This is a genomic window from Veronia pacifica, assembly GCF_001707825.1.
Classification (GTDB): Bacteria; Pseudomonadota; Gammaproteobacteria; order Enterobacterales; family Vibrionaceae; genus Veronia; species Veronia pacifica.
In genome coordinates, this window is record NZ_LYBM01000008.1 from 40,214 (window position 1) to 54,346 (window position 14,133).

General features: G+C 40.7%; 9 protein-coding genes and 2 pseudogenes. 5 read left to right on the top strand and 6 right to left on the bottom strand.

Annotation, left to right across the window (positions count from 1 at the left end; genetic code table 11):
• The first annotated feature begins 2 nt into the window (after positions 1 to 2).
• Together A8L45_RS06485 and A8L45_RS06490 are read left to right on the top strand one after the other, a co-directional pair.
• The gene (locus tag A8L45_RS06485; protein ID WP_068900426.1) at positions 3 to 1,106 is read left to right on the top strand and encodes an ABC transporter ATP-binding protein; all 1,104 of its coding nucleotides are present in this window, start codon (positions 3 to 5) and stop codon (positions 1,104 to 1,106) included.
• A 122-nt stretch (positions 1,107 to 1,228) separates the two neighbouring features.
• Positions 1,229 to 1,456, top strand: coding sequence for a helix-turn-helix transcriptional regulator (locus A8L45_RS06490; protein ID WP_068900428.1), 228 nt, complete (start codon positions 1,229 to 1,231; stop codon positions 1,454 to 1,456).
• A 37-nt stretch (positions 1,457 to 1,493) separates the two neighbouring features.
• Here A8L45_RS06490 and A8L45_RS06495 read toward each other — a convergent pair whose 3' ends face one another.
• Positions 1,494 to 1,871 carry a hypothetical protein gene (locus A8L45_RS06495; protein WP_068900430.1) on the bottom strand — a complete coding sequence of 126 codons (378 nt, stop codon included), beginning with the start codon at positions 1,869 to 1,871 and terminating at the stop codon, positions 1,494 to 1,496.
• A gap of 105 nt (positions 1,872 to 1,976) precedes the next feature.
• Positions 1,977 to 3,383 (bottom strand): MATE family efflux transporter, encoded by a 1,407-nt coding sequence (locus A8L45_RS06500; protein ID WP_068900431.1) that lies wholly within the window; start codon positions 3,381 to 3,383, stop codon positions 1,977 to 1,979.
• 705 nt (positions 3,384 to 4,088) lie between these two features.
• On the opposite strand from A8L45_RS06500, the gene A8L45_RS06505 reads away from it, so the two are divergent.
• Positions 4,089 to 5,075, top strand: coding sequence for a helix-turn-helix transcriptional regulator (locus tag A8L45_RS06505; RefSeq protein ID WP_068900433.1), 987 nt, complete (start codon positions 4,089 to 4,091; stop codon positions 5,073 to 5,075).
• A gap of 79 nt (positions 5,076 to 5,154) precedes the next feature.
• Here the strand turns inward: A8L45_RS06505 and A8L45_RS06510 are convergent.
• The 3 genes and pseudogenes from A8L45_RS06510 to A8L45_RS24135 form a co-directional block, all read right to left on the bottom strand.
• Positions 5,155 to 5,616 (bottom strand): annotated as a pseudogene (locus A8L45_RS06510) (ATP-binding cassette domain-containing protein); the annotation flags it as partial.
• Between the two features lie 267 nt (positions 5,617 to 5,883).
• Positions 5,884 to 6,360: a DUF456 domain-containing protein gene (locus A8L45_RS06515; protein ID WP_068900436.1), complete on the bottom strand. Its 477-nt coding sequence runs from the start codon at positions 6,358 to 6,360 to the stop codon at positions 5,884 to 5,886.
• 516 nt (positions 6,361 to 6,876) lie between these two features.
• Positions 6,877 to 7,095, bottom strand: a complete 219-nt coding sequence (locus tag A8L45_RS24135; protein WP_139122325.1) for a hypothetical protein — start codon at positions 7,093 to 7,095, stop codon at positions 6,877 to 6,879.
• A gap of 595 nt (positions 7,096 to 7,690) precedes the next feature.
• On the opposite strand from A8L45_RS24135, the gene A8L45_RS06520 reads away from it, so the two are divergent.
• Positions 7,691 to 9,409, top strand: a complete 1,719-nt coding sequence (locus A8L45_RS06520) for a class I SAM-dependent methyltransferase (protein WP_068900438.1) — start codon at positions 7,691 to 7,693, stop codon at positions 9,407 to 9,409.
• A 717-nt stretch (positions 9,410 to 10,126) separates the two neighbouring features.
• Here A8L45_RS06520 and A8L45_RS06525 read toward each other — a convergent pair.
• Positions 10,127 to 11,187: pseudogene (locus A8L45_RS06525) on the bottom strand (ISAs1 family transposase).
• Positions 11,188 to 11,844: 657 nt separating this feature from the next.
• Between A8L45_RS06525 and A8L45_RS06530 the strand changes: the two are divergent.
• Positions 11,845 to 13,962, top strand: coding sequence for a TonB-dependent receptor (locus tag A8L45_RS06530; protein ID WP_068900440.1), 2,118 nt, complete (start codon positions 11,845 to 11,847; stop codon positions 13,960 to 13,962).
• Positions 13,963 to 14,133: the final 171 nt, after the last annotated feature.

A 14,133-nucleotide genomic window follows, 5' to 3' on the forward strand; every position in this document is an offset into this window, starting at 1 on the left:
TCATGGCTACTTTACAACTCAACAAGATCCGCAAGACTTATCGCAATGCGGAGCAAGAAACACTAAAAGGCATAAACATCAGCATCGAATCGGGTGAGTTTCTGATTTTAGTCGGTCCTTCTGGCTGTGGTAAATCAACGCTAATGAACACCATTGCTGGCCTTGAAGATATCACGTCGGGTGAAATTGTTATCGATGGCAGGGATGTCGCGCAGGTTGAGCCGAAAGACCGTGATATCGCGATGGTGTTTCAATCCTATGCGTTATACCCAAACATGACCGTGAGAGGGAATATCGCATTTGGATTAAAAATCCGCAAAATGCCAGCGGATGAAATCGACGCTGAGGTAAACCGAGTCGCTGAAATGCTGCAAATTGATCACCTTCTTGATCGTAAGCCATCGCAATTGTCCGGTGGTCAGCGCCAGCGTGTCGCCATGGGACGTGCCTTGGCTCGTAAGCCCAAGTTGTATTTGTTTGATGAGCCCTTATCTAACCTAGATGCGAAGTTGCGTGTCGAAATGCGGACTCAAATTAAGCGTCTGCATCAGCAACTGAACACGACCATTGTGTATGTGACTCACGATCAGATTGAAGCCATGACATTGGCAGATAGAATCGCCGTCATGAAGGATGGAGAGGTTCAGCAACTCGGCACGCCAAAAGAGATCTATAACAAACCCAACAATATGTTTGTGGCCGGTTTTATGGGGTCGCCTTCGATGAACTTTATCCGAGGTAAAGTGGATTTAAATGAAGTTGACCACCCAGTGTTAAACATCACCGATGGTGAAGGTAAAATTCATGGTATTCGTTTGCCGGAATCACTAAGACCTCGCGATGGACAAGATGTGGTGATTGGTTTGCGACCTGAAAACATCACTGAACAGGTTGAATCAGGAAATGTTGCCAGCGAACTCCCTCTAAAGATAGAAGTACTAGAGCCAACCGGTCCAGACACAATAGCTATGGTGAAAGTAAACAATCAAGAAGTGGCTTGCCGACTCTCCCCCGAGTTTGATGTAAAGGTGGGGGAGGTGACCAACTTATACTTTGATCTCTCTAAAGCCGTATTTTTTGATGCGAAAACGGAGATTTGTATCTAGTTATAGATTTGTCTTACCTTACAAGGTTTGATGTCTTGGCGTGTAGGTTTCATTTGATGTGTGAAAACCAAAAGGAAGAGTGACTTTTCGTTCTTTTTACGCCCCATAGTGGGCGCTTTTTAATGTTGAGCCCTTTAAAAATCATTAGCTTGAAAGGCTCAACTGTCTATGGTTATCTTAATGAAAAGAGAATGATAAAGGCTCGAGATATGTTGATCGCGGGCAATGTATCAGTCCAGCAAGTAGCAGAAGCTGTTGGCTTCAAACATTCTGGTTATTTCTGTCGGCTATTTAAAGAAAAATTTACTGAAACGCCTCTTGAGTTTATGAGAAAACATGGGGATAGCTAAGTTATTTTACCAATGGTCTTTATATGACTCACATTCACTAATCAGTCTGCTCTATTTCTGCATTTCTATACTTCTCAAGTGAAAAAAATTGAGAGGAAGAAATACTTTTTAGAAGCGCAACTTTAGCTTTTCTTATTAGTGAAAACGACGCTTTGTGTGCAAAATAGGCAGAGATGGATAAACATGTATATCGAATTGCGAGGACAAAAATAATTGCGATCACATATTCAGTGACTTCACCATAACTCATTGTATTTTCGATTAACTCATCAAGTATCAGAAATAGAATTACTGTGCCGAGCAAGGTTAATACATTATGCATTAGTGTCAGCCCGACAGAAAAATAGAGTTGGTTTCTGACACTTCCGCTAAGTCGAAGCAACCACTTTAAATTTGTTAAAGCATTGTTTGCCATCTTTGTTTCCTATTTAGCCAGCCAAATAACGAGACAGAATTTTTGGTGTTACCGCAGTTAGAAAGCCCTTCATAAGGGCTTAGTATGGGGACGTTCATACGAGAATTAGTATTCACCCGAGACGGCGGCGTTCCCCGTAACTGACTTTTCATTATCCTCTACCGTCTCTGGTTCTTTACTTTTTAAGACTGACGCGACCTGACAACACAATACGATCGCAGCAAGTATTATTCCGAGACTGAGGATAATCCAAATCGTCCTCATCCCAACAAATTCAGGGAAAAGAACACCTTTCACACCAATAAAATAAGCGGTAGGCACCACAAAAATCCAGTATGTCACGAATACTGCGAGCAGAGGTTTAACGAACTCATCCATTCCACGTAAAATACCAGAGGCGGTGATTTGAATGGCATCAAACCACTGGAATGCGGCAATAAGGAAAATGACGCTAATGACCAAAGATATGATTTCTCGATCTTCTGAGAATAGATTCACTAAGGACTCGCCGTAAATTGCAAGAACAAGTGTCATTCCAATTCCATACAAGGTTGCAATGCACATGGCCGCAATACTGGTTCGGACAATGCTTGGTCTGTCTTTTTCGCCACGAAAGAGGGCTACACGTATAGTGGAGGCACTGCTGATGGCGACCGGTATCATAAATATCAGTAATGTTATATTTATAGCAATTTGATGGGCTGCTATTACACGAGTTCCCAGTTGTGCTGCCATCAATGCAAGAGCCGTAAAGGCGACAACTTCTAAGATAAGCGCAACACCTATCGGCAAACCTTGGAGCAATAGTTTATTCCAAACGTTCTTCTTTGGTGTTTCATCTGGCTTTATAAAAATAGCCGGGAAGTTCCTGCGGCAAAGAAAACGCATTACAAAAAAAGCGAGGTAAGTGCTGATAAATGTCGCTAAGCCACACCCCGCTCCCCCCATCTTTTCAAAACCAAACAAACCGTTTACCAATACGAAGTTTAATATCGGATTGAACAAGGCCAAAAAGAAAACCGCCAAAATAACTGGCTTTAACCGTTCACGCCCCTCACACATAAATCGATAGACGATAAAAAGTGCCAACCCCGGCATACTAAACGCAATGAAAATAAGATAGTTACTTGATATATTTGCTGTCTCCTCATCATCGATAAATAGAGACGTTGACAGGGATATCGCCAAAATAAAAACCATGGCACATACCCCTACAAAAAGTGCTAACTTTTCTCCTTCAGCACGTAAAGAAGATAAACTCTTTTTATGCTTGCTATCATCTAAATTTACTTCACTTACCTTGGGAATAAGAATGTATAAAATACCTGTCATCAAGATACCAAATGGTGTCCAAAGATTACTCCCCAAACCAACAGCAGCAAGATCTTTGTAAAAGTATTGTCCTGCAATGATCGTATCAGTGAACCCTAACGAGACCTGACTCAACTGTATTACCATTAAAGGTAACGCCAATTTTAGAAGCGAAACGATCGCGGAACCTAAATTATTCATCCCTTCTTTCCTTACCTTTCAGTTGGTTACTAGATAATCTCATAAATCGTGCGAGCATAATGTCGCTAAAGGGAACATAAAAGGCACTAAACGGAAATGATAACGACTTTCATTTGCGTAATTAAAGTGCATTTTTATTATCGACCGGGTAAAAAAACTTTTGCTTGTCAGTAAGGACTTGAAAGGAGGTCAGGTGTCATCACTATTTACAATATTGTCAAAAAAGAATGTTGTTTTACCCTTTAAAAAAATATTGGCCGGCGATAAAAAATCACACTAAGCTTTCCTCCAATATCTGACCATTCAGATGAAGAAAAAAAATTTCTTTTCTTTCTATACGCACTCTTTTTATAGGGCAAGCGGAGGTATGTGCAGCAGTTTTGAGAGATAAAACCAACAGTGCCACCTTTTATTTTTGGGGAAGTTACTGATAGTAATAATGAGCGCAGAATAGAAAAAAATAATTCTAATGATGATAGCGGTTCTATTTCTTTCTTTGGTGGTGAGAAAGTATCTCTAAAATCTACTGAATTAGCCTATCACGCTTGTCCAGACACAAAGTTTATTCCGCGCTTGAATTTTCCCTACGGAAGACATGACATATCAAGCAACACTGTGTCGCAAAATACACCATGTCAGATGACTTTTGACCTACCTATATGACACTCTTTTGCCATATTTTGAACGTTACAGAGGTTTGTATTTATGGCAAAAGATACACCTTATGCAAGTAAATTTTTACTAGAACGCATGGATGAATTCTGTGATGAAAACAAGTACTGTGCCGATTGTGCAGACTACATTGTTAAAACACCTGATGATATAGGAAGTGGCGTGAGCCACTTAGTTAATACGAGTCCAAATATTGATGTAATGTTCACCGATAACGTGTTTGAAAAGCCAGTTTCTATGAGCTTTACCGAAACACAGCAATGCGGTGGTTTTATCGTGTTGGACGGACAAGTAGCAATGCAGATAGAGGGATTTGACGAGGAGTACGTCGTAAAGAAAGGCAATCTAATGCTAATGACCATTAACAAAGCTGATTGTAAGGCTACGTATTCTAAGGGTCGTATACACATGATTAATTTTTACGTTGGCGCATCAATCATGCATAGATTAGATCGTAAAAATAATAATTTTCCAATTGAAGTCATTAAAGGTAAAGAATTAGTTACCAAAAATATGTTGTGGCAACTTTCAACAACACCAGATATGTCAAAAATAATATGTGATATATGTGATAGTAAACTAAGCGGAGGTATTTTAAGCTTTTACATAAATGGAAAAATTATAGAGTTACTTGCACTTATATATTCTGGTTACCTTGAGAGGAAATTATTTTACCCTGGAATAAAAACGTATGATTTGAATTCTATTACTAAGGCAGCAGAAATTATAGAAGAAAATATGATATCTCCTCCATCGCTTATAGAATTAGCACGTGAAGTAGGAATAAACGATAATAAGCTGAAAAAACTATTCAAAAAGGTATTTAATAATACTGTCTATGGTTATCTTAATGAAAAGAGAATGATAAAGGCTCGAGATATGTTGATCGCGGGCAATGTATCAGTCCAGCAAGTAGCAGAAGCTGTTGGCTTCAAACATTCCGGTTATTTCTGTCGGCTATTTAAAGAAAAATTTAGCGAAACGCCTCTTGAGTTTATGAGAAAACATGGGGATAGCTAAGTAATTGACCAATGGTCTTTACACGACTCACATTCACTAATCAGTCGGTCGTGCGTGTCGATCCCCTCGACATAACCGTTTACCAAGAAAATGACTTGGTCTGCGTTTTTGCCATGTTGATATGTTGAGAAATCATAATAATGGTCTTATCTTCCTGTAATGTTTGTAACATATCCATAATGGCGTTTTCATTTTCGACATCTAATGCCGAGCCGATTTCATCAAGCAATATGACTTTTGCCTCAGCGAGTAGGGTACGTGATAAGGCGAGTCGCTGACGCTGTCCGCCAGATAGGGTATCTCCCTCTTCAACAATTTCTGTTTCGAATGTCTGAGGTAATTGCATTATAAACTCATGGCAACGTGCCTTTTTACATTCACCAATAGCCTCTTCTCTTGTTAGCCCAGACCGAGCCATCAAAAGATTATCCATCACAGTCCCATCTTTGAGGAAAATATACTGACTCACGAGAGAGATATTTTTGTAAAATTCGCCATCTGAATATTGTCTGTAATTATTCGTGTCTAAGGATACACTTCCTAAATCAGGCTCCCAGAAATCATCAGCTTGAAAGGCTTATTCAAGAGTGAATTTGGGATGATTAAAAAAGACTAACCATATTTAATTTATTGAAATAAAGCGTTATCTATCGATACCATTTATAGCCTAAACCATGCTAGTGAATTGACAGCTTGAACACATCAAATTAATGTGAATTCGTAATATGGTTTTGAAGGATTCTACCCAAGGCAAGACCGAGCGGTTATATATGAGCTGGGCAGGAAGTCGGCTCAAAAACATGAGCCTTCAAAAGCCATTATCTCCGCCAAATGAATCATCGAAACAGCTGTGATCGTTCATGACCTCATCATTTGTTTGAGTATCGAAGCCATATGGGTTACCCAATACATCAACATCATCAATCATTGGAAGTCCGTTTTCAGGGTTGATCTCTTCATGATCGCTTATGACTGTGTCTGGTGTGTCTTGGTCAAACCATTCGTCTGTGCTATCGCCAAATGTTTCCAGGCTTGATAATCCATTGATATGAAAGTCAGTGTTGTTATGGGTTTTGTATGGTCTTTTGGTTAAAGGCTGGTTACGGTTTCGTTTGGGAAGCCAGTCATCCCTTTTAGGTTCATGGGAGTAATCAATACTCGATTTAGGATCAAAGTTGACAGAGCCATTCATTAAGTTACCGACGGCAAGTCCCGCTATGAAACCAAAAAAAGCGCCCACAGGACCGAAAAAACATCCAATCAAACCACCAAAAACCGCCCACATAATTTGTCCGTTCGTTATCTTATTTTTGAGATTATAAGTTAGTACTATTAGGTGATGGCTAAGAGAAAATCGTATGTATTTCTTTAGTACTTGGGACGTGAATAAGATAACAAGGTGTAACTATTTCTTTTCTCGTTTTCACACTTTACACGAGCAGAAATTTAGCCTCTTGTAAGCTGTTGATTCTATTTTTAAAGTACCGTTGAAAAGGCAGACAGTTATCCCCCAAATGCATGAAAAATAGTGAACGCAATAGGGGAGGTAGGCTAGGAAGCGAAAGTCAGCTCTTCAGCAAGCGTGTTGATGGGTTTTGTTCAGCTCGGTCAAAATTCGATCTACATTTTGGTGGCTCTTGTTCATCCTGCAGGCAGCTAATATTAGGTGTACTTATGAGGCGAGTGCTTTGTCATAATCAGGTGATTGGTTTTATAACTCCTCTTGTTGCCTTGCCATGATTTGCGCAGAAAGGCCTGATTATTAAGTATTAATCCTCATACTATGGTGCTAACGAAACTGTTAGCGGCCGTATTGCAAGCTCCGACCTGATGATAACACCAGACCACTGAGTGTATAGGCTCTTGCCACCTCAATTTGTCTATCAGAGAGTGCATTCCAGCTCGCCTTAGGTCGACAAACAGCAAAGCAGGTTTCACCGAGATAAAGCACAAAATTAGTTGGCAAAAGAGTACGATGAGTACTTTGACCAACCCACTTGCTACATAGATACGAAAACATAAGATTTTATGCGGGTAAACTCATAGACTGAAGTCACTGACAAACAGCATTTTGAATTTTAAGGTTTACGCAGCCCGCAAACTGAAGATTTGACGGTGATAATGCACGGTTAACGTACTAGTTTGGAAGTGTCGATGTCGGTGCTTCATCGACATACCCGGTGAGAGGCTATATCTTCATAGTTCCTGCCCCTAAGCAGCATTTCTCACCGGGTACTTTTTTATGTCGATGGAATGGATGAGGATTCTTTTTACACGCAATACTCAACAGTAAAAGCTCACTACATTTAAGAACAGCCTTGTATGAGTAAAAAGTGATTTGTTGATTATCAGGGGTTAGAAAACTTTCTATCAAGCCATTCAATTACACTGGTGTCAGTTCTAATACGTTTAAATAAACAAAGATTAAAAGCGCTGTAACCATTATTGAAAGCTGTGTATGGATTTGGCTGGTTTTTACAAGAACAGATTGCCCTTCAAAGTGATAACGAACGTCTCGCAATTTTGTGGGTCGTTAATAATCCACGTCTACATCGTCAGACAAATTGATCGAAATCCAGTATATTCACGATGCTAGTAATTGCAGTTATCAATCAATGAACAAAACCATTCAACACTACAATCAACACGCTGATCAATTTAACGCTCAGTATCAATCCGTCTCTTTTGAACAGGTACACAAGAGTTGGGAGGCGTTTTGGCCGTCTCCTGATATGGATAATTGCCATGTTCTTGATATTGGAGCGGGTAGTGGTCGCGATGCGATTTGGTATGCCAAGCGAGGATGCAGTGTTTACGCTGTTGAGCCATCAGAAGGTTTGCGTGCTCATGGCCAAACTCAGACGGCTGACCAAGACATCGTATGGCTCAGCGATATTCTGCCAGAGCTAAGAACTGTTGATCAGCTCAGTTTACGCTTTGATTTGATTGTGCTGTCGGCCGTATGGATGCATGTACCACTCAGTGTCCGGAAACGCGCATTTAGAAAACTCGCTAATTTTTTGGCACCGAATGGAAAGCTGGTGATCACACTAAGATTTGGCGACTTTGATGACAACAGGTCGAACTACTCTGTTTCCAGCGAAGAAATAGAGCAACTGGCAAAAGATCATGCACTGAAGATGCGTCTTAAAACAAACATTGAAAGCGATGCATTAGGTCGAAATGACATTAAATGGCAGACACTCGTATTTTCTCTGCCTGATGATGGCAGCGGTGACTTGCTCAAAGTTCGTCATGTTATTGTTAACGACAACAAATCATCCACCTATAAATTAGCGCTTCTTCGCACCTTACTCAGAATTGCCGATGCCCATCCGGGTGCTGTTCTTGATCGCTCGGACAATAAAGTCGCATTGCCTCTCGGTTTGGTAGCCATGTATTGGATCCGTCAATACAAACGACTTCTCGATAGAGACTTTGGTGACGGACAGGGAATACAGCAGAACAGTAATACTAATAAAGGGTTAGGTTTTGTTTCAGCTGACGGTTGGGCGCGAATAAAGCATTTAGCGCCAGAAGATCTGTCTATTGGCAGCCTGTTTGTTGGCAGAGAAGCTGAGGCTATCCAAAAGACCATAAAGGATACACTCAGCACCATCAAAGATGGCCCTGTAAAACATATTTACCAAGGGGACAAAACGAATCCCGTTTTTCAAATGGAGAGAACTCCGCATAAAATTCAGGACAGTATTTATATTAATCAGGATTTTCTCGGCGCGTTTGGTCAGTTTGTTTTGGATGAAAGTCTTTGGGATTGTTTAAAGGTGTATCACAGCTGGATTGAACCCTTGGTGGTTAATCAGTGGATCACCGAAATGAAGAGATACGAGCTTAACCGTGAACGCAACATCTCATTGCAGAGTTACTACGACTGCCTAGTATGGCTTGATGCTGAACATGACACAGCATATGCCAGAAAGCGGATAGACATATTGCGCGCAAGAGGTGGATGGGATCAGAGTGTATGGAGCGGCAAGAAAATAACTGACAACTACCATGTTGATCATTGTTTACCTTTTGCTCATTGGCCTAACAATGACCGTTGGAATTTATTACCCACTACTGTAAGGGAGAACCTGCAAAAAAGTGACAGGGTACCTACAAGATCAAGGTTAGCGGATGCAAAAGGCCGGATTATCGATTTCTGGCAACTGGCTTGGGAGAATGAATTGGATAAGCAAAGCTTTTTCAGTGAAGCCGAAATGTCATTACCCAATGTGCCTATAGGGTGCAATGACTTTGAAGCCGTTTTTGAAGCAATGGGACTGCAGGTAAGGGGTGTAAAAAGCAGATTATTAGTTGGTGAGTGGTAAGTTCCATGTGAAGCTGAATGACGTTGAAGTTCCAGATAAAAACTTGTTGTGATGTCTAATGTGGCTTTTCCGGACTTTCTAAATCAGCACTGTATTAGTAATGTTCATCAAATTTAAGTACCCATTCCCTAAATAAAAATTAGTCAGTGCTTTGTCTAATCTTCTTGATGTACACGTGAATTTAGTCACCACGTGGTCATTACAGTGATAGAAAAGCCAGTGATGGTCAGGCTAGATATAAAATTGGGTGGAAGTTATGAGGACAGAGTAGGGTAGTGAACTGTAGATGTTTAGCCTTAACTAATTGAAATATCGTGCTTTTAGCTGGAATATTGATTCCGGTGAAGAGGGAATTCTTGAGAATAGAATTGGTACGACCGAGTGGATTCGAACCACCGACCCCCACCATGTCAAGACAGAGGTCACCAAGTTTCACTGTTTGCCTCACAACCCAATAAATATGCTAGTAGTTATGTATGTCGGCTTTTTTGAGGATTCATCGCCCCAATGATGACTTCTTTTTTAAACCGAGTCGTCTATTTTTTGTAAATATTGGTCACATTTTGGTGACCAATACACAAGTGTCTATATAGATATACAATTCCACACTACTACAGATTCGCTATCGCTATAAAGAAGCTAACAGATCTTTGACTGCCACACATGGCCGGAGAATACTTTCTATCCAAAGAAAACTTGAGCTCGATATTCATCGCTCTAGCCCGCTTTCTTGTGTTTATTTCGTTGACCTGGTGCGCCGCAGTGACACTGTTTAAGCATGTCCATCACAAAGCGACGAAAAAGGCAATATTCTCCACTGCTCCTTCTAACATAATTCGTGAGTCATCCTGTTTGAACACAACATCGAGTACATAATGTTGACTGTTTTCTATTCTCCAGTGTTGGCGGATGTAGTGGCCCAATCGCTTATGTTTAGGGGAAAGAGAGCTCACGTAGTATGAGGTGTCAACGCTGCCTTTTCCGCTCTCCGTTCGATACCGTTCTACTGCAATAATACTGCTTATTGTTGGCCATCGCTCTTGTAGCTCACGGGAAAACTGAGGCTTCAGTTGGAAGACATACCACGCTTCCTTTCGACCATCTGCTTCTTACATCATCGCAGTTATGACTTTTTCTCTTTCCGCATCAAACACTGTTTGGAACTGAGCATGCGCTTCCCCCCACAACGTGGGTTGGTTTTTCTTCACCTGAACAACAACATGTGCTTTTTTTCAGACGCTTTCTTCAACGTTTCCGTTTGGCACTGGATCGCATCAAACGTCAAAATACTCCCTTTGATGTTGAGAAAATCCATCATCTGACGGACAACACAAATTTTCCCCCTTTTGTTGGCAGTGGGCAGTTGACTGAGTACCAATCCATTCTCTACGTCGAAGACTGTAACGAGTTGGAGTGCGGATTTTTTCTCATTACGGTAAGCGCCGCGAAGCACCTTACCATCAAAGGCTACCACAGGTTTGCCATAGGCTTCTCGATCTTCATTCACCAAGTTAAACAAGGCTTTCGAGCAAGGGTTCGGCCACAATAGACTTCAAGACCTGAGCGATCGTGTGTCGACGCAAAATGCCGTGCTCAAAAGGGCGATATCGTTTCAATCAATCCTGTTTTGCATCGCCATAAGTCTGGATATCCTGCCAGCCTTCCGCACCCGCCATAATGGCGTTAATAATGAAAAAGATAACATCCACTAAATCATTTTTTTGATTAATGGTAGAGCGAGTTTCTTCTACAACGGATAAGTGTTCAATGAGTGTAATACCAGGTCACGATTTACTATGAAGCACCATCAGATTAGCAATTTTGCATTCTCTCAATTGGTATTAACGAAGTGTGATCCCGCCTTAAATATTATTAAAAACGATGACTCGAATTTTTTCTGAGAGTCATCGTTTTTAATTTTACGGACAACTGCGACTGCCCTCAGATTTTTATGAATTTATTTCTCCAATAAGAAATTATCTTTTATGAAAGATAAGTTTTTCACATAAGAAATATAAAGGATGATAGTGATAGATGTTATCAAAATCTAATTTTCGCATTATCTATCACTAATATATAAAATTCAACTTATCTCTAATTTTGTTGAAACATTCATATTGTTCTATTCTATAAAAAATAAGAGGAGATACTGTATAAAAAGTATGGTTTTTTATATGCTAACTTGTAAAATATCACTAAAAAATAACCACAATATTAGTCTAAGATTTACTTTTATCTCCTAATTGCACTTTGAATATTCAAAAACTCCGTATGCCATAGATATTGCTCCGTCAGTCGATACTTTTGCTATTCACTTTGATTTTTATAGCACTAATAATGAGAATCATTATCAAGTAGTGGCTGGCTTATGTTTCATTTGTTGCTAGCTCACTTTGATAAGTAATAGTAATTACTAATCAGGAGTTAGTCAGGTAATGCAAGTTCTCAAGACAGTGAAGTTAAGTCCATTAGTTGCCATTATGTCACTGATGTTCAGCCATGGAGTTAGGGCGCAAGATATTGATAAAAATGAAGAAAATGAAGCGGCTTTGCTTGATGTCATTATGGTGACGGCAGACCGCCGAGAAGAGTCAGCATTTGATGTGCCAACCAGTATTCAGGTATTTGATGCTGTAACGATTGAAACTCGAGGGTATGAAAATACACAAGAGCTCATAAATGCGGTACCCAATGCAAACATAACCAACCAGCGCGCGGGATTAGGCGAAAGTAACTTCTCCATCCGCGGGGTGGGCACAACGGCAATGAATGTTGATCAATCGATTGGCTTCTACGTTGATGAGACCCCAGTTGCCAGCGTTGCTGAATTTGGGTCTGAATACTTCGATATATCGCAGGTTGAGGTACTGAAAGGCCCGCAGGGTACCTTGTATGGCAGAAATGCTCTCGGTGGTGTACTGCACATTAAAACCAATAATCCAGAAGCGGAAAACAGTGCGCGAGGTATTTTCTCTTACGGTTCTGACAACCAGAGAAGAATATCGTTAACGGGCAATGCAATGCTTGGTTCAGAGGACCTATTGGGCCGGATTAATATCGTGCATGGTGCAAGAGATGGCCGTATTAAGAATATCGCTGTTGGCGCAGATGACGTCGACGAGAGTGAAATCAAGGCAGCAAGAGGTAAGTTGCTCTATCGAGCGTCAGATGACTTGAGCTTTCTTATTTCCGCAGATATCAGCGAATCAGAACAAACGACGGGTACAGGTGTATATGACAAAGAGGGGACGGAATCAGTAAACACACCTCGCCCTGCCAACCTAGACATAAAAAGCCATGGTCTGAGTGTGCGTGCAGAATACCTATTAGATACATTAGATGTAATATCGTTAACCAGTGTCAGAAAACATAAGCTTAAGGGTCAAGGCGGAAGGCCTGAATTGCAAAACTACGTTCCAGCCATTACAAAAACAATTGTATTCAACAATGATTTTACCGGAGAGCTGGATCAGGACACCTTCACACAAGAAATCCGTGTTGAGTCAGATGCTGACGATAGTTTTTTCTGGACTGCAGGACTATTTTTTCAGCATAACAATGCAGAGCGGATCAGCGATGTTATTAACGTTTCCAAAAATCTCTTTGAGCGGTCGTTCGCTGATATAAACGATCACTCCGTTGCGATCTTTGGTGATGCAACCTATGAGCCTGCACCAGAATGGGCATTTACAGCGGGTATACGCGCCTCTCACGACAAAAAAGAGATCGACTATCGTCATGTTGGTTCATTCGCCCCGCTTTTCGGTTTCAATTTCGCGCCTAATCAGGCACTGAAATTGGAAGAAAAGTTTAATGATGTCTCACCAAGGGCAGTCGTTGAATATAAAGGCTTTGAGGGCGTAAATCTCTATGCCAAGGCTACGCGTGGCTTTAAGGCCGGTGGTTTCAACACAGAGTTTCTGGGTCCAGTTAATGACCCCTATCAGAAAGAAAGTATATGGAGTTATGAATCAGGCTTTAAAACACGTTTCTTAGATAATCGGGTAGAACTTGATGGCGCCATTTTTTACATGGATTGGTCAGATCAGCAAGTATTGGTATTTGAAAATGGTATTTCCAAAGTCACCAATGCTGACAGCTCGTCATCCAAGGGAGCTGAGTTCCAATTGCGCGCGAAACCAATGGAAGGTCTGTTGCTGAGCGCCTCTGCGGGTTACGTGGATGCTCGCTTCGATAGTTTAGCAATTGATGGCAATACACAACCAAACACACCAAAGTGGTCGGGTACAGTGGGTGCATCCTATGAGACAGAGTTATTCAGTCACACTAATGGCTATATAGCTACCGACGTCTCTTATAAATCGTCGTTTTACTGGGATGTGGATAACACGTTAGAGGAGCCTGAACATACCTTTATTAATCTGAGTACCGGGCTTAAATATCATGACGTAGACATTAGCCTCTTTGCGAGCAATTTGGGTAATGAAAAGTACCGTGTCTTCGGTATTAAAGGCTCACCAGGTTTCTTTGAACCACAGGGTCAGCCTGGACATGGGCGAGAGGTGGGTATTAAAGTTTCGACAACATTTTAATGTGAAATATATTTTATTTCCTGAACTTTAATCTCACTGTTCCAGAATGGCGTGATGTTTAAATAGATAATTTTCATTGCGCTATTCTTCCTAATTTTTACATTTCACATCTTGTGTGAGAATAATTTTATTAATGATGATGAAATATAGACACTAATAACCCTAATATTT